At 55.2% G+C, this 22,667-nt stretch carries 21 protein-coding genes and 1 other annotated feature; of the genes, 11 read left to right on the forward strand and 10 right to left on the reverse strand.

Going from position 1 to position 22,667, the window contains the following annotated elements:
* Nucleotides 1-32: 32 nt before the first annotated feature.
* Both rsmS and priC read right to left on the reverse strand, forming a co-directional pair.
* Complete coding sequence (rsmS, locus tag I6L74_RS13265; RefSeq protein ID WP_059177933.1) at nucleotides 33-218, reverse strand: pleiotropic regulatory protein RsmS; 186 nt, start codon at nucleotides 216-218, stop codon at nucleotides 33-35.
* Nucleotides 219-229: 11 nt separating this feature from the next.
* Entirely contained in the window at nucleotides 230-757 is a 528-nt protein-coding gene (priC, locus tag I6L74_RS13270; protein WP_059177934.1) for a primosomal replication protein N'', read from the reverse strand.
* A 50-nt stretch (nucleotides 758-807) separates the two neighbouring features.
* Here priC and I6L74_RS13275 point away from each other — a divergent pair, with 50 nt between their 5' ends.
* The 9 genes from I6L74_RS13275 (at nucleotide 808) to I6L74_RS13315 (ending at nucleotide 10,304) form a co-directional block, all read left to right on the forward strand.
* Nucleotides 808-1,185 carry a DUF454 family protein gene (locus I6L74_RS13275; protein ID WP_059177935.1) on the forward strand — a complete coding sequence of 126 codons (378 nt, stop codon included), beginning with the start codon at nucleotides 808-810 and terminating at the stop codon, nucleotides 1,183-1,185.
* A 154-nt stretch (nucleotides 1,186-1,339) separates the two neighbouring features.
* Nucleotides 1,340-1,891 carry an adenine phosphoribosyltransferase gene (gene apt / locus I6L74_RS13280; RefSeq protein WP_000127359.1) on the forward strand — a complete coding sequence of 184 codons (552 nt, stop codon included), beginning with the start codon at nucleotides 1,340-1,342 and terminating at the stop codon, nucleotides 1,889-1,891.
* Between the two features lie 88 nt (nucleotides 1,892-1,979).
* Complete coding sequence (gene dnaX / locus I6L74_RS13285) at nucleotides 1,980-3,908, forward strand: DNA polymerase III subunit gamma/tau (protein WP_059177936.1); 1,929 nt, start codon at nucleotides 1,980-1,982, stop codon at nucleotides 3,906-3,908.
* Nucleotides 3,238-3,302: a sequence feature (DnaX frameshifting element), on the forward strand. It overlaps the preceding gene by 65 nt.
* Nucleotides 3,909-3,961: 53 nt before the next feature.
* Nucleotides 3,962-4,294, forward strand: a complete 333-nt coding sequence (locus I6L74_RS13290) for a YbaB/EbfC family nucleoid-associated protein (protein ID WP_012016355.1) — start codon at nucleotides 3,962-3,964, stop codon at nucleotides 4,292-4,294.
* Complete coding sequence (gene recR, locus I6L74_RS13295; protein ID WP_059177937.1) at nucleotides 4,294-4,899, forward strand: recombination mediator RecR; 606 nt, start codon at nucleotides 4,294-4,296, stop codon at nucleotides 4,897-4,899. The genes I6L74_RS13290 and recR overlap by 1 nt, the downstream gene beginning before the upstream one ends.
* Nucleotides 4,900-5,135: 236 nt before the next feature.
* A complete protein-coding gene (gene htpG, locus I6L74_RS13300; RefSeq protein WP_059177938.1) occupies nucleotides 5,136-7,010 on the forward strand; it encodes a molecular chaperone HtpG in 1,875 nt (624 codons plus the stop codon).
* 192 nt (nucleotides 7,011-7,202) lie between these two features.
* Nucleotides 7,203-7,847, forward strand: a complete 645-nt coding sequence (gene adk, locus I6L74_RS13305) for an adenylate kinase (RefSeq protein ID WP_059177939.1) — start codon at nucleotides 7,203-7,205, stop codon at nucleotides 7,845-7,847.
* Nucleotides 7,848-7,974: 127 nt separating this feature from the next.
* Nucleotides 7,975-8,937 (forward strand): ferrochelatase, encoded by a 963-nt coding sequence (hemH, locus tag I6L74_RS13310; protein WP_059177940.1) that lies wholly within the window; start codon nucleotides 7,975-7,977, stop codon nucleotides 8,935-8,937.
* A 62-nt stretch (nucleotides 8,938-8,999) separates the two neighbouring features.
* Nucleotides 9,000-10,304 carry an inosine/guanosine kinase gene (locus I6L74_RS13315; protein WP_059177941.1) on the forward strand — a complete coding sequence of 435 codons (1,305 nt, stop codon included), beginning with the start codon at nucleotides 9,000-9,002 and terminating at the stop codon, nucleotides 10,302-10,304.
* 121 nt (nucleotides 10,305-10,425) lie between these two features.
* Here I6L74_RS13315 and ybaL read toward each other — a convergent pair whose 3' ends face one another.
* Nucleotides 10,426-12,102, reverse strand: coding sequence for a YbaL family putative K(+) efflux transporter (gene ybaL / locus I6L74_RS13320; protein ID WP_059177942.1), 1,677 nt, complete (start codon nucleotides 12,100-12,102; stop codon nucleotides 10,426-10,428).
* Between the two features lie 233 nt (nucleotides 12,103-12,335).
* The gene (locus I6L74_RS13325; RefSeq protein ID WP_059177943.1) at nucleotides 12,336-13,556 is read right to left on the reverse strand and encodes an MFS transporter; all 1,221 of its coding nucleotides are present in this window, start codon (nucleotides 13,554-13,556) and stop codon (nucleotides 12,336-12,338) included.
* Nucleotides 13,557-13,721: 165 nt separating this feature from the next.
* Between I6L74_RS13325 and ushA the strand changes: the two genes are divergently transcribed.
* The gene (gene ushA / locus I6L74_RS13330; protein WP_059177944.1) at nucleotides 13,722-15,374 is read left to right on the forward strand and encodes a bifunctional UDP-sugar hydrolase/5'-nucleotidase UshA; all 1,653 of its coding nucleotides are present in this window, start codon (nucleotides 13,722-13,724) and stop codon (nucleotides 15,372-15,374) included.
* Between the two features lie 136 nt (nucleotides 15,375-15,510).
* Here the strand turns inward: ushA and ybaK are convergent, their stop codons facing one another.
* The 3 genes from ybaK to copA form a co-directional block, all read right to left on the reverse strand.
* A complete protein-coding gene (gene ybaK / locus I6L74_RS13335; protein WP_059177945.1) occupies nucleotides 15,511-15,990 on the reverse strand; it encodes a Cys-tRNA(Pro)/Cys-tRNA(Cys) deacylase YbaK in 480 nt (159 codons plus the stop codon).
* Between the two features lie 199 nt (nucleotides 15,991-16,189).
* The gene (locus tag I6L74_RS13340) at nucleotides 16,190-16,984 is read right to left on the reverse strand and encodes a TraB/GumN family protein (protein WP_059177947.1); all 795 of its coding nucleotides are present in this window, start codon (nucleotides 16,982-16,984) and stop codon (nucleotides 16,190-16,192) included.
* 50 nt (nucleotides 16,985-17,034) lie between these two features.
* The gene (gene copA, locus I6L74_RS13345; RefSeq protein ID WP_059177948.1) at nucleotides 17,035-19,533 is read right to left on the reverse strand and encodes a copper-exporting P-type ATPase CopA; all 2,499 of its coding nucleotides are present in this window, start codon (nucleotides 19,531-19,533) and stop codon (nucleotides 17,035-17,037) included.
* A gap of 221 nt (nucleotides 19,534-19,754) precedes the next feature.
* On the opposite strand from copA, the gene cueR reads away from it, so the two are divergent.
* Nucleotides 19,755-20,165, forward strand: coding sequence for a Cu(I)-responsive transcriptional regulator (gene cueR, locus I6L74_RS13350; RefSeq protein WP_059177949.1), 411 nt, complete (start codon nucleotides 19,755-19,757; stop codon nucleotides 20,163-20,165).
* Here cueR and I6L74_RS13355 read toward each other — a convergent pair.
* From I6L74_RS13355 to I6L74_RS13365, 3 genes are all read right to left on the reverse strand, one after another.
* Nucleotides 20,162-20,614 carry an NfeD family protein gene (locus tag I6L74_RS13355; RefSeq protein WP_059177950.1) on the reverse strand — a complete coding sequence of 151 codons (453 nt, stop codon included), beginning with the start codon at nucleotides 20,612-20,614 and terminating at the stop codon, nucleotides 20,162-20,164. The genes cueR and I6L74_RS13355 overlap by 4 nt on opposite strands.
* Nucleotides 20,611-21,525: an SPFH domain-containing protein gene (locus tag I6L74_RS13360; RefSeq protein ID WP_012016369.1), complete on the reverse strand. Its 915-nt coding sequence runs from the start codon at nucleotides 21,523-21,525 to the stop codon at nucleotides 20,611-20,613. Before I6L74_RS13360 ends, I6L74_RS13355 begins: the two co-directional genes overlap by 4 nt.
* Before the next feature lie 281 nt (nucleotides 21,526-21,806).
* On the reverse strand, nucleotides 21,807-22,661 hold the full coding sequence (locus tag I6L74_RS13365) for a co-chaperone YbbN (protein WP_059177951.1): 855 nt from the start codon (nucleotides 22,659-22,661) through the stop codon (nucleotides 21,807-21,809).
* Nucleotides 22,662-22,667 lie beyond the last annotated feature (6 nt).

Genomic DNA, 22,667 nt, shown 5'->3' on the forward strand with positions numbered 1-22,667 from the left:
AACGCTGGCTTGATTCTGGCAAATGGGTTTGATTACATCCCCTCTCCCCGTGGGAGAGGGGTAGGGTGAGGGCTTCCAGCCTTCACCTTGCTTTCAAAATCCCGCGTTACAATGTCCAGCGCTTTCAGCACCGTTTCGGGCGAAAGATCGTGATTTTCCAGCAGCATAATCAAATCGACGGCCAATTTGACCTCATCAGGTGCGTTTTCCAGCGACATTTTTCTCTCCATTAACGGGTCATACGCGCAATCACGCGTTCGATCTCTTCCAGTGCCTGACGACAACGGGTGATACGGCCTTCCAGCGCGCTGACTTCACGGATTAAGCGCTGCTGATCGTCCAGCGTTTCGGCGGATTCTAGCTGCTTTTCTCGATCCCGTTTCATCTCAAACAGCCGGCGCTCAAAATCCTGATGCTCAAGACGCTTGCGCTGCCATTTTCCTGTGCCGGACGATGCGCTGTCCCAGGCGCGCAGCGGCCATGCGGTAATCTCGCGATGCAGAGCGGTGATTTGCTCGGTCAGATGCCCCGCAAGCCACGCCACCTGCTCCGGCTGCGCCTGCTTAACGGCGCGCTGCAGCTCCTCAAAGTGAGCCTGCGCTTCATCAAGATAATCTTTCATCAGCGTGCTGCGGGTGCGGAATAACTGCCTGTCAAAGCGGGGTTTCAGCGTCGCGTGCTGCATCAGCGGTGAGGCCTGCGCACGCAGGGCGATCAGCTGATTTTGCAGGGTTTCCAAAAGCAAGGCTGTTTTCAATCCGCTCTCCAGTGGTAAAGTAGCCGTTCAGTTTGATAACGATTCGCATTATGAAGCGTACTATTTTAATCATCATTGGCTGGCTTGCGGTAGTGCTTGGCACGTTGGGCGTGGTTTTACCGCTTCTGCCGACCACGCCGTTTATTCTGCTGGCGGCCTGGTGTTTTGCCCGCTCGTCGCCGCGATTCCACCAATGGCTCCTGTATCGCTCGTGGTTTGGCGGCTATCTGCGCCACTGGCAACAATACCGGGCGATGCCGCCTGGGGCAAAGCCTCGCGCCATTGCGGTGATCCTCATTACCTTTGCCATTTCATTGTGGCTGGTCAAAATGATGTGGGTACGCATTCTGCTGCTGGTGATTCTTTCCTGCCTGCTTTTCTTTATGTGGCGAATTCCCGTGGTTGACGAAAAACAACAAAAGCACTGAAGAGCGCCGATCGCTGTTGCAATTATCCCGCGCAGCCAGTAAATTCGACCGTTTTCGAGCACAGGTGCGCCTGGTCAAAGGTTAATCAATTGTAACGTTGACCGGACTTTTATGCGCGCCGTGGGTAACACCGTTTTTAACCAGGCATACATTTATGACCGCAACTGCGCAGCAGCTTGAATATCTGAAAAACAGCATCAAAAGCATCCAGGATTATCCGAAGCCTGGCATTCTTTTCCGTGATGTCACCAGCTTGCTGGAAGACCCGAAAGCGTACGCTCTCAGCATTGAACTGCTGGTTGAGCGTTACAAAAACGCCGGGATCACCAAAGTAGTAGGAACAGAAGCGCGTGGCTTCCTGTTTGGCGCACCGGTTGCGCTGGCGATGGGCGTGGGCTTTGTACCGGTACGTAAACCGCGTAAATTGCCACGTGAAACCATTGCTGAAAGTTATGAGCTGGAATACGGCACCGATCAGCTGGAAATCCATGTTGATGCGATTAAACCCGGCGATAAAGTGCTGGTTGTCGACGATCTGCTGGCAACGGGCGGCACGATTGAAGCAACCGTGAAACTGATCCGCCGTCTGGGCGGTGAAGTGACCGACGCAGCGTTTATCATCAATCTGTTCGATCTGGGTGGCGAACAGCGCCTGGAAAAACAGGGCATCACCAGCTACAGTCTCGTTCCTTTCCCGGGTCATTAATCCCGACTCCCGCAACCTCGCCCAACGGGTGAGGTTGTGTTAGCATGACCCCCCTGAATTCCACCTTCCAGCGTTGCAGAGCCTGCCCATGAGTTATCAGGTGTTAGCCCGAAAATGGCGACCCCAAACCTTCGCTGACGTTGTCGGCCAGGAACATGTGCTGACCGCCCTGGCGAACGGTTTGTCGCTAGGACGTATTCATCACGCGTATCTATTCTCCGGCACGCGCGGCGTCGGCAAAACGTCTATTGCCCGTTTGCTGGCAAAAGGCCTCAACTGCGAAACCGGGATCACCGCCACACCGTGCGGCGTGTGTGATAACTGTCGTGAAATCGAGCAGGGGCGTTTTGTCGATCTGATTGAGATCGATGCCGCGTCGCGCACAAAAGTCGAAGACACCCGCGATCTGCTGGATAACGTGCAGTACGCCCCGGCGCGTGGCCGCTTCAAGGTCTATCTGATCGATGAAGTCCACATGCTGTCGCGCCACAGCTTTAACGCCCTGCTGAAAACGCTGGAAGAGCCGCCATCGCATGTCAAATTCCTGCTGGCGACGACCGATCCGCAAAAGCTGCCGGTCACGATTCTGTCGCGCTGCCTGCAGTTCCATCTGAAGGCGCTGGACGTCGAACAGATCCGCGCGCAGCTCGAACATATTCTTGACGAAGAAAAAATCGTCCACGAACCGCGTGCGCTGCAACTGCTGGCGCGTGCCGCAGACGGTAGCTTGCGTGATGCGTTAAGCCTCACCGATCAGGCCATTGCCAGCGGTGACGGCCAGCTTTCTACGGTCGCGGTCAGCACGATGCTCGGCACGCTCGACGACGATCAGGCGCTGTCGCTGGTGGAAGCCGTGATCGAGGCGAACGGCGAACGCGTGATGTCGCTGGTCAACGCCGCGGCGTCTCGCGGCGTGGAGTGGGAAGCGCTGCTGGTGGAAATGCTCGCTTTGCTGCACCGCGTGGCCATGTTGCAGCTTTCACCTGCCGCTATCGGCGCAGATATGGCCGCGATAGAACAGCGGATGCGCGAACTTGCGCGCATCGTTCCGCCTACCGACGTTCAGCTTTACTATCAGACGCTGCTGATCGGTCGCAAAGAGCTGCCGTTTGCGCCGGACCGCCGTATGGGCGTTGAAATGACGCTTTTGCGCGCGCTGGCGTTCCATCCGCGCAAGCCGTTGCCCGAGCCTGAAGTGACGCAACAATCCTTTGCTCCGGTCGCGCCGACCGCCGTGTTGACGCCACCGCAGGTGCCGCACGATCCTGCGCCACCACCCCGGCAGGACGTCTCGCTGCCGGATGCCACCAGTTCGGTGCTCGCCGCCCGCAATCAGCTACAGCGCGCGCAGGGAGCAACCAAGCCAAAAAAGAGTGAACCGGCAGCGCCAGGAAGAGCGCGGCCGGTTAATAACGCCGCACTCGAACGACTCGCCTCGGTAACGGAGCGTGTGCAATCGCGCCCCGCATCCAGCGCAGCTGAAGTCAAAGCCCCGGCGAAGAAAGAGGCTTACCGCTGGAAATCGACCAACACCGCAGTAGAGGTGAAAGTCGACGTTGCCACGCCGAAAGCGCTCAAAAAAGCGCTCGAGCATGAGAAGACGCCAGAGCTGTCAGCAAAGCTTGCCGAAGAGTCGCTTGAGCGTGATGCCTGGGCCGCGGAGGTCAGTAAATTGCAGTTGCCGAAGCTGGTGGAACAGGTTGCGCTGAATGCCTGGAAAGAGCAGGACGGAAATCATATCCGCCTGCACCTGCGTCCGAGTCAGCGGCACCTCAATTCCCCGTCAGCGCACAAGGTGTTGACGGAGGCGCTCGCCACATTGCACGGTGCACCGGTTGAATTGACTATCATTGAAGATGATAATCCCGAGATGCGAACGCCGCTGGAGTGGCGACAGGCCATTTATGAAGAGAAGCTTGCGCAGGCGCGCGAGTCGATTATTGCGGATAACAACATCCAGACTCTGCGTCGTTTCTTCGACGCTGACCTGGATGAAGAAAGTATTCGCCCCCTTTGATCGTGAGTCTGACTTACGGTTTTAATCGTTAAACGTGAAAGAGAGAGAAGCCTATGTTTGGTGGAAAAGGCGGTCTGGGTGGCCTGATGAAGCAGGCTCAGCAGATGCAGGAAAAAATGCAGAAGGCACAGGAAGAGATCGCCCAGCTGGAAGTCACGGGTGAATCTGGTGCTGGTCTGGTGAAAGTCACCATTAACGGCGCGCACAACTGCCGCCGCGTGGAGATCGATCCAAGCCTGCTCGAAGACGACAAAGACATGCTGGAAGATCTGGTCGCTGCTGCATTTAACGATGCTGCGCGCCGTATCGACGAAACGCAGAAAGAGAAAATGGCTTCTGTTTCCAGCGGTATGCAACTGCCGCCGGGCTTCAAGATGCCGTTCTGATGCAAACCAGTCCGCTGCTCACGCAGTTAATGGAAGCGCTGCGCTGCTTACCGGGCGTCGGCCCAAAGTCAGCACAGCGCATGGCGTTTACGCTGTTACAGCGCGACCGCAGCGGCGGGATGCGCCTGGCGCAGGCACTGACCCGCGCCATGTCAGAAATTGGTCACTGTGCGGATTGCCGTACGTTTACCGAGCAGGATGTGTGCAATATCTGCACCAATCCGCGTCGTCAGGAAAACGGTCAGATTTGCGTGGTGGAGAGTCCAGCGGATATCTACGCCATTGAGCAAACCGGGCAGTTTTCGGGCCGTTATTTCGTGCTGATGGGACATCTGTCTCCACTGGATGGGATTGGCCCGGATGATATCGGTCTGGATCGTCTTGAACAGCGTCTTGAATCCGAGACGCTCACCGAGGTGATTCTCGCCACTAACCCCACGGTGGAAGGCGAGGCGACAGCGAACTATATCGGTGAGTTGTGCGCACAGTATGGCGTGAGCGCCAGCCGAATCGCCCACGGCGTGCCGGTCGGCGGTGAGCTGGAAATGGTGGACGGCACCACGCTGTCCCACTCTTTAGCGGGTCGTCATAAGCTTGTTTTCTGACCAAACGGAGGTCGCATTTGTGGCCTCCGCTTGAAATATTCTCTTCTTATCCCCATCTCTCCCTCAACGCTTTGTACCCGTCATATTTTTACGTTACAGGTGCGTTGGCTGCGTTCGTTCATCCCAGTCACTTACTTAGGTAAGCTCCCGGGGATTCTCTGACTTGCCGCCTTCCTGCAACGCGAATTATTTAGGGTATCCACTTCATTAAATGGCATTGTTGAGGTCGATTGAATATGAAAGGACAAGAAACCCGTGGTTTCCAGTCAGAGGTCAAACAGCTTCTGCATCTGATGATCCATTCCCTGTATTCCAATAAAGAAATCTTCCTGCGCGAACTGATTTCCAACGCCTCGGATGCGGCGGACAAGCTGCGTTTTCGCGCGTTGTCCAACCCGGATCTGTATGAAGGCGACGGCGAACTGCGCGTGCGCGTCTCTTTCGATAAAGACAAACGCACCCTGACTATCGCTGATAACGGTATCGGTATGAATCGCGACGAGGTGATCGATCATCTCGGTACGATTGCTAAATCTGGCACCAAATCCTTCCTCGAATCCATGGGTTCCGATCAGGCGAAAGACAGCCAGCTGATCGGCCAGTTCGGCGTGGGCTTCTACTCTGCATTTATCGTGGCGGATAAAGTCACCGTCCGCACCCGCGCGGCGGGCGACAGCGCTGAAAACGGCGTATTCTGGGAATCTCATGGCGAAGGTGAATACACCGTTGATGACATCACCAAAGCCGATCGTGGTACCGAAATCACCCTGCACCTGCGTGAGGGCGAGGACGATTTCCTGAATGACTGGCGCGTGCGCTCGATCATCAGCAAATACTCCGATCACATTGCACTGCCGGTCGAGATTGAAAAAACCGAAGAGGTCGACGGTGAAACCGTGGTCTCCTGGGAGAAAATCAACAAGGCGCAGGCGCTGTGGACGCGTAACAAGTCTGAAATTAAAGACGACGAATACAACGAATTCTATAAGCACATCGCCCACGACTTTACCGATCCGCTGACCTGGAGCCACAACCGTGTGGAAGGTAAGCAGGAATACACCAGCCTGCTGTATATCCCGGCGCAGGCGCCGTGGGATATGTGGAACCGCGATCACAAGCACGGTCTGAAACTGTACGTACAGCGCGTGTTCATCATGGACGACGCTGAACAGTTCATGCCGAATTACCTGCGCTTTACCCGTGGTCTGATTGATTCCAACGATCTGCCGCTGAACGTCTCGCGTGAAATCCTGCAGGACAGCACCGTGACGCGCAACCTGCGTAACGCGCTGACCAAACGTACGCTGCAGATGCTGGAAAAACTGGCGAAAGACGACGCGGAAAAATACCAGACCTTCTGGAAACAGTTCGGCCTGGTGCTGAAAGAAGGCCCAGCGGAAGATTCGGGTAACGTAGAATCTATCGCGAAGCTGCTGCGCTTTGCCTCTACGCACACCGACTCTTCCGAGCAGACCGTGTCGCTCGAAGATTACGTGTCTCGTATGAAAGACGGGCAGGAGAAGATCTACTACATCACCGCTGACAGCTACGCTGCCGCGAAGAGCAGCCCGCATCTGGAGCTGCTGCGTAAGAAAGGCATCGAAGTGCTGCTGCTTTCCGATCGCATTGATGAGTGGATGATGAACTACCTGACCGAGTTCGACGGTAAAGCGTTCCAGTCCGTGGCGAAAGCGGACGAATCCATCGATAAACTGGCGGATGACGTGGACGAAACCGCGAAAGAAGCCGAGAAAGCGCTGGAGCCGTTCGTTGAGCGCGTGAAAACGCTGCTGGGCGATCGCGTTAAAGAGGTGCGTTTCACCCATCGTTTGACCGACACGCCGGCAATCGTCACCACTGAAGCCGACGAAATGGGCACGCAGATGGCGAAACTGTTCGCTGCTGCCGGCCAGGCGATGCCAGAAGTGAAATACATCTTCGAGCTGAACCCGGATCACCCGCTGGTTAAACGCGCGGCAGACACGCAGGATGAAACTCGTTTTGCCGAGTGGGTTGAGCTGCTGCTGGATCAGTCCCTGCTGGCTGAGCGCGGTACGCTGGAAGATCCAAACCAGTTCATCAAGCGCGTGAATGCGTTGCTGCTGGCGTAATTAACCGCACCTCCCCTGGTCTTCTCCCTCTCATGTGGGAGAGGACCAGGGTGAGGGCTTCAGACCGCGCTCTCCCAAATAATCCCCCCGTTAACCGTTTCAGCCTCCCTGCCTTCCTTGAGCCATACCCGTTCTGATGGTATTGTTTAGCGCTTTTGAAAAATTGAACCAACTTTTGAGGGGATTTTCGCAATGCGTATTATTCTGCTTGGCGCTCCGGGCGCGGGTAAAGGAACTCAGGCTCAGTTCATCATGGAGAAATACGGTATTCCGCAAATCTCTACGGGTGACATGCTGCGTGCCGCTGTTAAATCTGGCTCCGAGCTGGGTAAAAAAGCGAAAGACATCATGGACGCTGGCAAACTGGTGACTGACGAACTGGTTATCGCCCTGGTAAAAGAACGCATCACTCAGGAAGATTGCCGTAACGGTTTCCTGCTGGACGGCTTCCCGCGTACCATTCCGCAGGCTGACGCCATGAAAGAAGCGGGTATCAACGTGGATTACGTTCTGGAATTTGCCGTTCCTGACGAGCTGATCGTTGATCGTATTATCGGTCGTCGCGTGCATGCTGCTTCTGGCCGCGTTTACCACATCAAATTCAACCCACCAAAGGTTGAAGGTAAAGATGACGTGACTGGCGAAGAGCTGACCACGCGTAAAGACGATCAGGAAGAGACCGTGCGTAAACGCCTGGTGGAATACCATCAGATGACCGCGCCGCTGATTGGCTACTACTCTAAAGAAGCGCAGGCGGGTAACACCCAATACGCGAAAGTTGACGGCACCAGGCCGGTCGCTGAAGTGCGTGCAGAGCTGGAAAAAATCCTCGGCTAATCACGCTCCTCTCACCCGGAGCTCTCTGGGTGAGAAATATTCTCACCAGTACCTATCGCAGCAATGGGTTCCGTTTACACGCTTTTCAGTTACAATCATCAGCCATTCAAATGGTTAAGAGGCGTGAATGAGTCAGGCGAAAACCGGCATCCTGCTTGCCAATCTGGGCACTCCAGAAGCACCCACTCCAGCGGCAGTTAAGCGTTACCTGCGACAGTTTTTAAGCGACACGCGCGTCGTCGATACCCCACGCGTCTTGTGGTGGCCGCTGCTGCGTGGCGTCATTCTGCCTATTCGCTCCCCACGCGTTGCCAAACTTTATCAGTCCGTGTGGATGGATGAGGGCTCTCCGCTGATGGTCTACAGCCGTCGTCAGGAGAGAGCGCTTGCCGCCCGATTGCCCGACATGCCCGTTGCACTCGGCATGAGCTATGGCAAACCGTCCCTGGAAAGTGCGGTCGAAAACCTGCTGTCACAGGACGTTGAGCATATTGTGGTGCTGGCACTGTATCCGCAATATTCCTGCTCAACGGTCGCTGCGGTTTGGGATGAGCTGGCGCGCATTCTCGCCACTCGTCGTCATATTCCCGGCATCACCTTTATCCGCGATTACGCTGATGATGAGATGTACATTGCGGCCCTGGTGAACCGCGCGCGCGCATCGTTCGCTAGGCACGGCGAGCCGGATCTGCTTTTACTCTCCTATCACGGGATTCCGCAGCGTTATGCCGACGAAGGCGATGACTATCCGCAGCGCTGTCGCGACACCACGCGCGAACTGGTTTCGGCTCTCGGCCTGCCACCGGAAAAAGTGATGATGACCTTCCAGTCTCGCTTTGGTCGCGAACCCTGGCTGACACCTTACACCGATGAAACCCTGAAAATGCTCGGTGAAAAGGGCGTGAAGCACGTTCAGGTGATGTCGCCTGGCTTTTCGGCGGACTGTCTGGAAACGCTGGAAGAGATCGCGGTGCAGAACCGGGAGTTTTTCCTCGAAGCTGGCGGCGAGAAGTACGAATACATTCCAGCTCTGAATGATTCGCCAGAGCATATCGAGATGATGGTTTCACTGGTAACGACGCGTCGATAATCGCGTATTGGGCCGGGTTTGTGCTACCATTTCCGGCCCATTAGTCACTCGTAGCCCTGAAAATGAAATTTCCCGGTAAGCGCAAATCCAAGCACTATTTCCCCGTCAACGCACGCGATCCCCTCCTGCAACAGATTCAGCCAGAAAATGAAACCAGCGCGGCGTGGGTGGTCGGTATCGATCAGACGCTGGTCGACATTGAAGCAAAAGTGGATGATGCGTTTGTCGCACGCTATGGGCTAAGTTCCGGCCATTCGCTGGTGATAGAAGATGATGTCGCTGAGGCGCTGTACCAGGAGCTGGTGCGCGAAAACCTGATCACCCATCAGTTTGCCGGTGGCACTATCGGGAACACTATGCACAACTATTCCGTGCTGGCGGATGACCGTTCGGTCCTGCTGGGCGTGATGTGCAGCAATATTGAAATCGGCGGCTATGCCTACCGCTATCTTTGCAACACCTCCAGCCGTACCGACCTGAACTATCTTCAGGGCGTTGACGGAGCGATTGGCCGCTGTTTTACGCTCATTAGCGATTCCGGCGAGCGCACGTTTGCCATCAGCCCAGGCCACATGAATAAGCTGCGCGCGGAGAGCATCCCGGAAGAGGTGATCGCGGGCGCGTCTGCACTGGTGTTGACCTCCTATCTGGTGCGTTGTAAGCCTGGCGAGCCGATGCCGGAAGCGACCATGCAGGCGATTGAATATGCGAAGAAATATAATGTCCCGGTGGTGTTGACGCTGGGGACTAAATTCGTGATCGCTGATAACCCGGAGTGGTGGCAGGCGTTCCTGAAAGAGCATGTCTCCATTCTGGCGATGAATGAAGAAGAGGCCGAAGCGTTGACCGGCGAAAGCGATCCGCTGCTGGCGTCTGATAAAGCGCTGGATTGGGTTGATTTAGTGCTCTGTACCGCCGGTCCTGTGGGGCTGTTTATGGCGGGCTTTACGGAAGAAGAGAGCAAACGCAAAACCCAGCATCCGTTATTGCCGGGCGCGATTGCCGAGTTCAACCAGTATGAATTCAGCCGCGCGATGCGCCACAAAGAGTGTGAAAATCCACTGCGCATTTTCTCCCATATCGCGCCATACATGGGCGGGCCGGAGAAGATCATGAACACCAACGGCGCGGGCGATGGTGCGCTGGCGGCACTGCTGCACGACATCACCGCGAATGCCTATCACCGCTCTAACGTCCCGAACTCCAGCAAGCACAAATTCAGCTGGCTGACCTATTCGTCGCTGGCACAGGTATGTAAATACGCGAACCGCGTTAGCTATCAGGTGTTGAATCAGCATTCCCCGCGCTTAACGCGTGGGCTGCCGGAGCGGGAAGACAGTCTCGAAGAGTCGTACTGGGATCGCTAAAAGATAATCCCCAACCCTCTCCCTAAGGGAGAGGGAACCGTTCGGTGCATCTCATCGTGGCTCGGTATTCCCTTTTCCCTGTGGAATAGGGGCGGGGTGAAGGCATCAGGCCGCAATAATCTTACCCCGTCACCGCTTCTTCAATCGGCGGCTTTTCAATCAGCGTAATCATGGTATTGGCAATCTCGCGCTCGCCCATCACCACCTGATTTGCACCGCGTTCGGTAATGTACTCCACCTCATCGTCATAATGCGCACGGGCGATAATTTCAATCGTCGGGCATTTCTCACGCGCCGTCGCGACAATCTCGCCTGCCTCGTAACCATTTGGAATGGTCAGCAGCAGCCAGCGCGCGCAGTCCAGGTGTGCCAGATTCATGATCTCTTCGTTAGCGGCGTTGCCTAACACGGCACGGATACCGCGTGCACGGAGTTCATCCACGCGGGAACGTGATGTCTCGATAACCACCAGTGGAACGCCCTGAGCCAGCAGCTTCTCGCCGAGCAGGCTACCGACGCGGCCAAACCCGACCAGCAGCGCGTGGTTACAGATATCCACTGGGATCTGTTTCTCTTCTTCGGTCGCCTCTTCCAGCGTCTGCTCTTCCAGCGTCTCGGTTTTATCGAGATATTTTTCCAGCACCGCAAACAGCACCGGGTTGAGCATAATGGAGAGTATCGCGCCTGCCAGCACCAGATTTTGCCCGGCCTGCGGCAGCAGGTTCAGCGCCATGCCCAGGCCCGCCAGGATAAAGGCGAACTCACCAATCTGCGCCAGACTTGCCGCGATGGTCAGCGCGGTACGCGGAGAGTGACCAAACATGCGTACCAGAAGGAACGCGACAATGGATTTACCAAAGATAATAATCGCCAGGGTTGCCAGCACTGCCAGCGGTTGCTCTAACAGGATCCACGGGTCGAACAGCATGCCGACGGAGACAAAGAACAGCACCGCAAATGCATCGCGTAGCGGCAGCGTATCGTGCGCTGCGCGGTGGCTGAGTTCTGACTCGTTCAACACCATCCCGGCGAAGAATGCGCCCAGAGCAAAGGAGACGTCAAAGAATTCGACTGCCCCGAAGGCAATGCCCAGCGCCAGCGCCAGCACGGAAAGGGTAAACAGTTCGCGTGAGCCGGTGGCGGCGCTGCGTGACATAATCCAGGGGACCAGACGGCGGCCCACGACCATCATGATGGCGATAAACGCGATCACTTTCCCAATGGTGATACTCATATCCAGCGCCAGCGAAGCGAAGCCGACGTTATCTTTTTCAAGCATCCCGGCGACGGCAGGCAGCAGAACCAGCGTCAGCACCATCACCAAATCTTCAACAATCAGCCAGCCGATGGCAATTTGCCCGCGCTGGCTGTCGATAAGCTGCCGTTCTTCAAGCGCGCGCAGCAGCACCACGGTACTGGCGGTTGAGAGACACAATCCAAACACAATGCCGGTCATCAGCGGCCAGCCCAGCATCGCAGAAAGCGCCATACCCAATAACGTCGCCACGCCTATCTGGGCGATCGCACCGGGGATGGCGATGGCCTTTACCGCCATCAAATCCTTCAGGGAGAAATGAAGACCCACGCCAAACATCAGCAGAATCACGCCTAATTCCGCCAGTTCTGGTGCCAGTTTGGTATCTGCCACAAAGCCGGGCGTAAACGGACCGGCCAGCACACCTGCTAATAAATAGCCCACGAGAGGAGAAATACGTAACTTATTGGCAAGCATGCCAAGGATAAAAGCGAGCACAAGACCACCAACAATGGTGGTGATAAGCGGTGTGGCGTGATGCATTCCGTCTCCTTTCGTCGTGTGGTGATCCATTTTTGGCGTGAATGCCAAAAACCCGATTAATAGTTTATGACAATTTTGACCCTTATGTTTATGAATAATTGTTGAAATTTGAATAAAACAGCAATAAGCGTTAAAAAAAGCAGATTAGGACAAATTAACACGAGGAGCGAGAGGGAAGCCTTACAGCAGTAGGCTTTGAGTGCGGCCAAAGTTTGACTTTGGCCGCAGAGAAACTAGGCCTTATGCCGATAATCAGGCAGGAATATGGTCAGTATCCCCAGAAGTGGCAGGAAAGCACAGATTTTATAGACCAGGAAGATACTGGTATGGTCAGCAACCAGCCCCAGAACGGCGGCGCCAAGGCCTCCCATCCCAAAAGCGAAGCCGAAAAACAGTCCAGAAACCATACCGATACGTCCCGGCATCAGCTCCTGGGCATATACCAGAATGGCTGAAAACGCAGAGGCGAGGATAAAACCAATTATCACGGTTAAAATGCCCGTCCATTCAAGGGATGCGTAGGGTAAAATAAGGGTAAACGGCGCAACGCCGAGGATAGAGCCCCAAATCACGTATTTACGCCCAATTTTATCGCCGACAGGGCCGCCAATCACCGTACCGGCTGCAACCGCGAACAAGAACGCAAACAAGTGAAACTGCGCGTTTTGTACCGATAATCCGAATTTTTCCATCAGATAAAAGGTGTAATAGCTGCTGATGCTCGCCATATAGAAATATTTAGAGAAAATCAGCACTAACAGTATTCCCACGGCCAGAATAACCTTGTCGCGCGGCAACGGATTCACTACGGCGACCTGCGGTTTTCCTTTGTTCACCCGATGTTGTGCAGAATACCAACGGCTGATCTGTATCAATACGACAATCGCCAGCAGCGCGGCCAGCCCAAACCAGGCCACATTACCTTTTCCGTATGGCGCAATGATGACGGCGGCCAGCAATGGACCGAGCGAGCTACCGAAGTTGCCGCCCACCTGGAACAGCGACTGGGCCAGACCGTGACGACCCCCCGAGGCCATACGCGCCACCCGCGAGGATTCCGGATGGAATACCGACGAGCCCGTCCCGACCAGTGCCGCAGCCACCAGGACCATCTCAAAGCTACCGGCTAGCGCCAGCAGCACCAGCCCGCTGAGAGTGAAACACATCCCAATCGGCAGCGACCACGGCATCGGATATTTATCTGTCCAGTAGCCCACGACAGGCTGTAACAGAGACGATGCCATCTGGAAGGTCAGCGTAATCATTCCGATCTGAACGAAGGTTAATGAAAATTCTGACTGCAACAGGGGATAAATCGCCAGAATCAGCGATTGAATCATATCGTTCAGCAGATGTGACAAACTGATCGCGCCCAAAATACCAAATGAGGTGCGCGCTTTTGGCGGTGACGCCGGAGAGCCCGTGACGGGCTGGGTTGATTCACTGATTGCCATAAAATTCCACGTCTTTTATTTATAAGAAATGCAGGATGTCATTATTATCTGGCTAACATACCTTTCCGTGAGAGTTGAGGAAAGTCGCAATTCTGAAAACATATTTGTCTATTCTTCTTACTCATTGTAATTTTTGCGTTTGTCTTTTAGTCAGGGAGCGAGAATATGAAGTTAATGAAGCGAGGCGTCGCATTGGCGCTGATAGCCACATGGGCGTTGGCAAGCCAGTCAGCGCAGGCATACGAAAAAGATAAAACCTACAAAATCACTATTCTGCACACCAATGACCATCACGGTCATTTCTGGCGCAGTGAATACGGTGAATATGGTCTGTCGGCGCAAAAAACGCTGGTGGACGGGATTCGCAAAGATGTGGCGGCGCAGGGCGGCAGCGTATTATTGCTCTCTGGCGGCGACATTAATACCGGCGTACCGGAGTCCGATTTACAGGACGCGGAACCCGATTTCCGCGGCATGAATTTAATTGGTTATGACGCGATGGCCGTCGGCAACCATGAATTTGATAATCCGTTAACCGTGCTGCGCCAGCAGGAAAAGTGGTCTAAATTCCCGTTCCTGTCCGCCAATATTTATCAAAAAAGTACCGGCGAACGCCTGTTTAAGCCTTGGGCATTATTCAAAAGGGAAGATTTAAAAATTGCCGTGATCGGTTTAACCACCGATGACACCGCGAAAATCGGCAACCCGGAATATTTTACGGACATCGAATTTCGTAAACCGGCTGACGAAGCAAAGCTGGTGATTCAGGAGCTGAATCAAAACGAAAAGCCGGACGTGATTATCGCGACAACCCATATGGGGCATTACGATAACGGCGACCACGGCTCGAACGCGCCGGGTGATGTGGAAATGGCGCGCAGTCTGCCAGAAGGCGCGCTGGCAATGATTGTGGGTGGTCACTCACAAAACCCGGTTTGCATGGCTGCTGAGAATAAAAAGCAGGTCGATTACGTGCCGGGAACGCCATGTGCTCCCGATCGTCAGAACGGGATCTGGATTGTTCAGGCTCACGAGTGGGGCAAATACGTTGGCCGTGCTGACTTTGAATTCCGCAACGGCGAGATGAAACTGGTTAATTATCAGCTGATTCCGGTGAATCTGAAGAAAAAAGTAACTTACGATGATGGCAAAAGTGAGCGCGTACTTTACACGCCTGAAATTGCCGAAAACGCCCAAATGCTGTCGCTTCTGACGCCTTTCCAGAATAAAGGCAAAGCGCAGCTGGATGTGAAGATCGGCACTATTAATGGTCGTCTGGAAGGGGATCGCAGCAAAGTTCGCTTTGTGCAAACCAATATGGGACATCTGTTGCTGGCAGCGCAAATGGCACGCACCGGTGCTGATTTTGCGGTGATGAGCGGCGGCGGCATTCGCGATTCCATTGATGGCGGTGATATTACCTACAAAGATGTGCTCAAGGTGCAGCCGTTTGGCAACATCGTGGTATACGCCGATATGAGCGGTAAAGAGGTGATCGATTATCTGACCGCCGTGGCGCAAATGAAGCCTGACTCCGGTGCCTATCCGCAGTTTGCTAACGTCAGTTTTACCGCGAAGGACGGCAAGCTGAACGATCTGAAGATCAAAGGCGAACCGGTTGATCCCGCCAAAACCTACCGCATGGCGACGCTAAGCTTTAACGCCACTGGCGGTGACGGGTATCCGCATATCGATGATAAACCGGGCTACGTGAACACCGGTTTTATTGATGCCGAAGTGCTGAAGCAGTTTATCCAGCAAAATTCACCGCTGGATGTGAATGCGTATGAGCCGAAAGGCGAGGTGAGCTGGCAGTAACAGAGCAAACTCGTTCGCTATTTTGAACGCGGGCAGTGTCCGGGATCCTCACGTACTCTCTGTACGCTCCGGTTCCTGCGTGCTGTCCGCGCCCAAACTGACGTCACCCGTAACGCCCTTTTTATGCGCAGCAGGATCACTCCCGCCGCGCAATATCCGCAAATTGGGCCCCGAGTATTTTCGCTAAATCGCCTGCTGCAAGCTCAATATCCAGTCCGCGCTTTCCGCCTGAAATAAAGATTGTTTCAAACGTCTGGGAAGGGGCATCGATCAGAGTGGGCAGGCGCTTTTTCTGGCCGAGCGGGCTGATACCGCCGACCAGATATCCCGTGGTGCGCTGCGCTACCATCGGGTCCGCCATATCGACCTTTTTCGCGCCCAACGCTTTGGCGACTTTTTTCAAATCCAGCTGGCCCGCGACGGGCGTGACCGCCACCGCAAGATGTTTCATATCGCCATTCACGGCCACCAGCAGCGTTTTATAAACCTGGTCGGCATTCAGCTCCAGCTTGCGCACCACTTCGTCACCAAAGTTAGTTTCGGCGGGATCATGGTCGTAGGTATGAATACGGAAAGGAATGTTGTTTTTTTCGAGTAATTTAACGGCGGGAGTCATAGTGATCCTTCTGACGACAGACAATTTTCGCGTTCAGCATACGCCTGACGGCTGTCTAAAAAATAGCACCATCTTGCGCAATAGTATTGGCGGAGATGATGACTTTGAGCGACAATCGGCTCAACCGAAGGTCTCCTTCGGCATAATAATAACGATGAAATTCCTCTTTGACGGGCCAATAGAAATATTGGCCATTTTTTTATTTTAACAGCGACGGCAAATTCCCTTCCCCGTATAAATGCAGCGCGCCGACGGCAACCACATAGTGCCCGGCGGGCAACGCCTGCAAGGTTTTTTGCCAGGCCTGATTACGCTCATGCATCAACACATCATACAGCGATTCGCTAAACGTCGAGGGCAGCTCAAGCTTGCCGTCTGCGGGCGGCGACTCCAGCCACCAGCTCATCATCATCTGTAATAGCCGCGCGTTGGTGTGCCAGTGCGTTAACGTATCATCCAGCAGCGACAACCCGTCGCCCGGAAGCTGGCGCAGCAGCGCAATCTGACTTTCAGCGCCTTCCAGCTCAATAACTCTGAGATTTCTGGCGCGCGCGGCGGTGAGGAGTTGATAGTCGATACCGTATTCGCCGCGTAATCCCAGGCGCTGAGCCTGCGTGGCCTGCAATACCATGGCGATTTGCCATAGCGGCTGGGTTTCGAGCATCGACAGGGCAAGCCCCAGTTCATCGGCGACGCGTTCAAGTTCGCTTAGCTGCGTTTCGCTGAGTCGTTCGTTGAGAGGCGGCGGAATATCAAGGTTGGCAAAGGGGGATTCGTTGCCGGAAATATCCGCCTCAACGATCAGCGCATCGGCGGTACTCAGTTTTTCAACCAGCGCGGGCGGCAGCGGTGACATGTCACGCGTGCCCATATGGATGCTGCCGATCAGATGCAAATGCTGCCCGCCAGAGAGCACCCTATCCAGTCCCGGCCAGGGATAACGGCGGGGAAATCGAGCGCGGAATGTGGTTTTTATACGATTAAACAGGCTCATACGCGCTCCATGAATGCAAAGGTTCATGCTAGCGCGTAGGAGGTTAAGGTTCAATCCTTCGGCGTAAAGCGCAGGAGCCGGTTGGCGTTACTCACCACGGTGATGGAGGAGAGCGCCATGGCGGCCCCCGCGACAACCGGGTTCAGCAAGGTTCCGGTTAGCGGCCATAAAATGCCGGCAGCAATCGGAATACCGAACGCGTTATAGATAAACGCACCGAGCAAGTTTTGCTTCATATTGCGCAAAGTGGCTTTTGAAATCGCCAGCGCGTCAGCCACGCCCATCAGGCTGTGGCGCATCAGCGTAATAGCCGCGGTTTCAATCGCCACGTCGCTTCCGCCGCCCATCGCAATCCCGACATCCGCCTGCGCTAGCGCAGGGGCATCGTTGATGCCATCGCCGATCATTGCCACCTGACGGCCCTGACTTTGCAGCGTTTTGATGGCGTCAGCTTTACCGTCCGGCATTACGCCTGCAATCACCTCGTCAATACCTGCCTCTTTGGCGATGGCGCTGGCCGTCGTGGGGTTATCGCCGGTCAGCATCACCAGCCGGTAGCCCGCGCGATGCAGACGCTGAAGCGCGGCTACGCTGTCCTGACGCAGCGGATCGCGAATGGCAAACAGTGCAACCGCTTTGCCGTCAACCGCCAGCAGAACCGGCGTCGCACCCTGCGAAGCCTGAGCTTTCAGTTCATCGTCCAGCGCTGCGGTATCAATGCTATTTTCGTGCAACAACGCCTGATTGCCGAGCAGCACAGCGCGATTTTCCACGTCGCCACTCACGCCCAAACCGCGCAGCGTGCGGAAATTATCCACCTGCGGCAGCGTCGCGTTACCGGCTTTCTCGATAATCGCCCTTGCCAGCGGATGGCTGGAGCCTTGTTCAAGTGCTGCCGCCAGACGTAGCGCGTCGGTATCCGCAAGGTTAACTGTCCGCACCGCCACAACCTGCGGTCGGCCTTCCGTTAACGTACCGGTTTTATCAAACACCAATGTATCGAGCGTGCTCGCCCGCTGGAGCGCATCGGCATCGCGAACCAGCACGCCAAACTCCGCGGCACGGCCCACGCCGGAAATAATCGACATTGGCGTCGCCAGACCGAGTGCGCAAGGGCAGGCGATAATCAGCACCGTCGTTGCGATCACCAGCGTGTACACAATTTGCGGGGCGGGGCCGAAGAAATACCAAATGGCGGCACTGAACAGCGCGATACCTACGACGACCGGCACAAAAATGGCGGAGATTTTATCGGCCAGTTGCCCGATTTCCGGCTTACTGCTTTGCGCCTGACGCACCATGCGAATGATGCGCGACAGGGTGGTGTGGCTGCCCACCGCGCTGGCGCGGAACAGCACGCTGCCGTCCTGTACCACGGTTCCGGCATGTACCGCGTCACCCGCGCCTTTTTGCTGCGGGATCGGTTCACCGGTGAGCATGGCTTCATCCAGCCAGGCTTCGCCTTGCGTGATTTCGCCGTCCACCGGGACGCGGTCGCCAGTGGTGAGACGCAGCGTCATTCCCGGCTGCACGTCTGCAAGCGGCAGCGTTTTTTCACCGTCATCCGTCACGACACGCGCGGATGGCGGCGTTAAGTCGAGCAATCGTTCCAGCGCTTTTGATGAGCGCTGACGCGCGCGGGCTTCAAGCATGTGGCCCAGATTGATCAGGCCGATAATCATCGCGCTCGCTTCGTAATAGAGATGACGCGCTTCCATCGGGAACCATTGCGGCCAAACGTTCACACTCATCGAGTAGAGCCATGCTGCGCCCGTTCCCAGCGCCACCAGCGTATCCATGGTGGCGGTGCGATTCTTCAGGCTTTTCCAGGCGCTGGTATAAAAATGTCCGCCAGCAAAAACCATGACTCCGAGCGTTACCACACCAATCACCAGCCACAGCGTGCGGTTCTCGTCGGTGACCATCATGTTGTCGCCGAGCATGCCCCACACCATCACCGGAATACCCACCAGCAGCGCGACTATCGCCTGCCAGCGAAAACGTTTCATGGTAGCGAGGGCGGTTTCCTGCTGGCGTTCACGGCGCTCGGCTTCATCTTCAATCGCCTCGGCGCCGTAACCCGCTTTTTCAACCGCCTGGACTAATTCTGCTGCGGACGCACTGCCCATAATCAGCGCAGTGCGTTCCGCGAGGTTTACCCGTGCCTGCGACACACCCGGTACGGCCTGCAAGGCTTTTTGTACGCGGGAGACGCAGCTGGCGCAGCTCATGCCATTGATCAACAGCTGCTGGCTGTCATCAATATCGCTGGCTGCCGGAAGCTCAGGGGTGTCCGCTGTCAGTGCTTCCGACGGGATTGATGACTCTGTCAGCGGGTTAGCCTTTGGGTGGCTGAGCTCCGCCCCGTATCCGGCTTGTTTGATGGTGTCGATCAGCGCATCGGCGCTCGCGCTGCCGGTCACTTCTGCGTGCTCAACGGTCACTTCAGCATGGTCAACGTCCGGGCGTTGCTCCAGGCTCTCTTTAACGCGTTTAACGCAGTGACCGCAGGTGAGGCCATCCAGCGTCAGGTTGATTGTGTGAGACATAACAAAACTCCTGTATAGTTATCCGGTCAACGATTGACCAATAAACCCGTCATAATTCGAGTTGCCTGTGCGTTGGCTGCGCTTGCTCACCCTAGTCACTTACTTGAGTAAGCTCTGGGGATTCTCAGTCTTGCCGCCTTTATGTAACTCGAATTATTTAGGCTTTAAAAGGATACTATAAAGGTTAAACCTTCCAGTAAGGTTAAGGTCAAGGGGGAAATGTGAATATCAGTGATGTGGCGAAAAAAACCGGACTGACCAGCAAGGCGATTCGTTTTTATGAAGAGAAAGGGCTGGTGACACCGCCGTTGCGTAGCGAAAACGGCTATCGCAGCTACACGCAACTGCATCTGGATGAGCTCACGCTATTGCGCCAGGCCCGCCAGGTGGGGTTCAATCTTGAAGAGTGCGGCGAACTCGTTAATCTGTTCAACGATCCCAAACGCCATAGCGCGGATGTGAAAAGCAGAACGCTGGAAAAGGTGGCGGAGATCGAACGCCACATTGTTGAGTTACAGGCAATGCGTGAACAGCTGCTGGCACTGGCGGAGTCCTGCCCAGGGGATGACAGCGCCGAATGTCCGATTATTGATAATCTTTCCGGCTGCTGCCATCGTAAGACGGGGTCTTAACTGGCTTTGACGCGAAGCGTGATCCCTTCAACCGCAATCACTTCTACGCGGGTTCCGGCGATCAGATCCTCATCAGCGATGACCGGCCATGAACTGTCGCCGATGCGCACATGGCCGCGACCATTGACTAGCGTATCGTCCAGCGTGTAGCGTTTACCCACCAGCTGTTGTCCGCGCTGATTGAGCGCGGCGTCGGCGGGCTTTTGGCTGCGCACCTGGCGGTTTAGCCATCGCCACCACAGCCACGCTGCAACCAGCGTCAGTACGGCAAAGAGTGCGCCTTGCCACTCCCAACCGAACGGCAGCAGCCAGACCAGCAGGCCAGTCATCACCGCCGCCACGCCGCTCCACAGCAGATACCCATTGCCGCCAAGCATTTCGGCTGCCAGCAATAGGCCACCCAGGCTGAGCCAAAAGACGTGCGGGTGTGCCGTAATCATCTCAATCATTTTTTGCGCTCGTTTCCGCTGTCTTTGACCAGTTCCGCGATACCAGCGATGGAACCCATCAGGCTACTGGCATCAAGCGGCATCATCACGACTTTGCTGTTATTGGCTGAGCCAATCTGCTGCAACGCATCGGTGTATTTCTGCGCGATAAAGTAATTCACGGCCTGAATGTCTCCTGCCGCGATAGCTTCAGAAACCATTTGCGTGGCGCGGGCTTCGGCCTCGGCAGAACGTTCGCGCGCTTCCGCCTGCAAGAATGCGGACTGACGCTCACCTTCCGCCTTTAAGATCTGGGACTGTTTTTCCCCTTCGGCTTTGAGAATTTCGGCCTGGCGGATACCCTCGGCCTCAAGAATATAAGCACGTTTGGTACGTTCAGCTTTCATCTGCGCGTTCATTGACGAAATCAGCTCTGCGGGTGGGCGTACGTCGCGGATCTCAATACGCGTGACTTTAATGCCCCACGGATTGGTCGCTTCATCAACAATATGCAGCAGGCGCGTATTGATGCTGTCGCGCTGAGAGAGCATTTCGTCCAGCTCCATGGAGCCGAGTACGGTACGAATGTTGGTCATCGTCAGGTTCATGATTGCCGACTCAAGATTGCTGACTTCATAAGCGGCTTTCGGGGCGTCGATCACCTGAATAAAACAGACGGCGTCAATGGTGACGTTGGCGTTATCTTTCGAAATGATCTCCTGCGAGGGGATATCGAGCACCTGTTCCATCATGTTGATCTTACGTCCGATACGATCCATAAACGGGACCACGAGACTTAAGCCCGGCTGAAGAGTATTGGTATAGCGTCCGAAGCGTTCCACCGTCCACTGATAACCCTGCGGCACGATCTTTACGCCTGCACCGACGATCACCAGTGCGACGAAAATAAGGATAGGGATAACGATCAACATATAAAAACCTCCTGTTTAGCAGTCCGTGTCATAGCAAAAATTGTTCGTTTGTTGAACATTAGTATATCGGCTATTGCAGGGGAATTCGCCCCTAATCCATTAACGTGGCTACAATATTCGGTCGCCGCAGAAATTCATCAAGGGAAGGGGTGGCAGGTTAATCATGTGAGAGAGGCAATGAGAAGCGTGGGGGTGTTGTATCAGGCAAAAACGTTGAGCGAATAGTTTCAGTGCTCAACGGGGAATTTCCCCTCTCCGTGTCGAGAAGAGGGGACTTTATGTTAGTACAGCAGCGCGTACAGCTGACGACGGTATTTAGACGCCAGCGCATCGCCCGTGCCCAACGCCGCCAGAATTTCCTGGAACATTTTACGCGCTTGACCATCGGCGGCAGCCAGATCGGTTTTCAGATGGCTGAACAACAGTTCGAGCGCTTCTTCGTTACGACCCACCTGATGCAGCTGCAACGCCAGTTGACTCGCCAGTGCGGCGTCGTCTGGGTTGTTCGCCACTTGCTGCTGCAGTTGCTGGATTTCCGGCGTGTCGGCAGCCTGTTTCAGCAGGTCAATCTTCGCGAGCAAACCCTGATAGCGCGTGTCTTGATCCTGCAGTGGAATGGTTTTTAACACCGCTTCGGCGTCTTCAGAACGGTTCAGCTCGATCTGCGTTTGTGCCAGCAGCAGACCAATCTGGCTGTCCTGATTCGACAGCTGCCACGCCTCTTTCAGCAGCGGCAGCGCTTCATCGTGTTTCCCTTCCTGAATCAGTTCCAGCGCCTGTTGGGCTTTCAGCTCTTCTTCACGCGGTAACACTTTATCCAGCAGAGCGCGAACCGCTTCTTCAGGCTGCGGACCCTGGAAGCCATCCACCGGTTGACCGTTCTGGAACAGATAGACGGTAGGAATGGCGCGCAGGCCAAACTGCGAGGCCACCCTTTGCTCGGCGTCACAATCCAGTTTTGCCAGAACGAACTGTCCATTGTACTGGGCTGCAAGGCTTTCCAGAACTGGCGTCAGCTCCAGGCAGTGCTGGCTGCGTTCAGACCAGAAATAGAACAGCACCGGTTTTGTCATCGACAATTCCAGGGTCTGCTGCAGGTTAGCTTCGGTAATGTTGACGATATTCTGTACGGACATACGGCA

The sequence above is a fragment of the Lelliottia amnigena genome, assembly GCF_019047465.1.
Lineage (GTDB): Bacteria > Pseudomonadota > Gammaproteobacteria > Enterobacterales > Enterobacteriaceae > Enterobacter > Enterobacter amnigenus.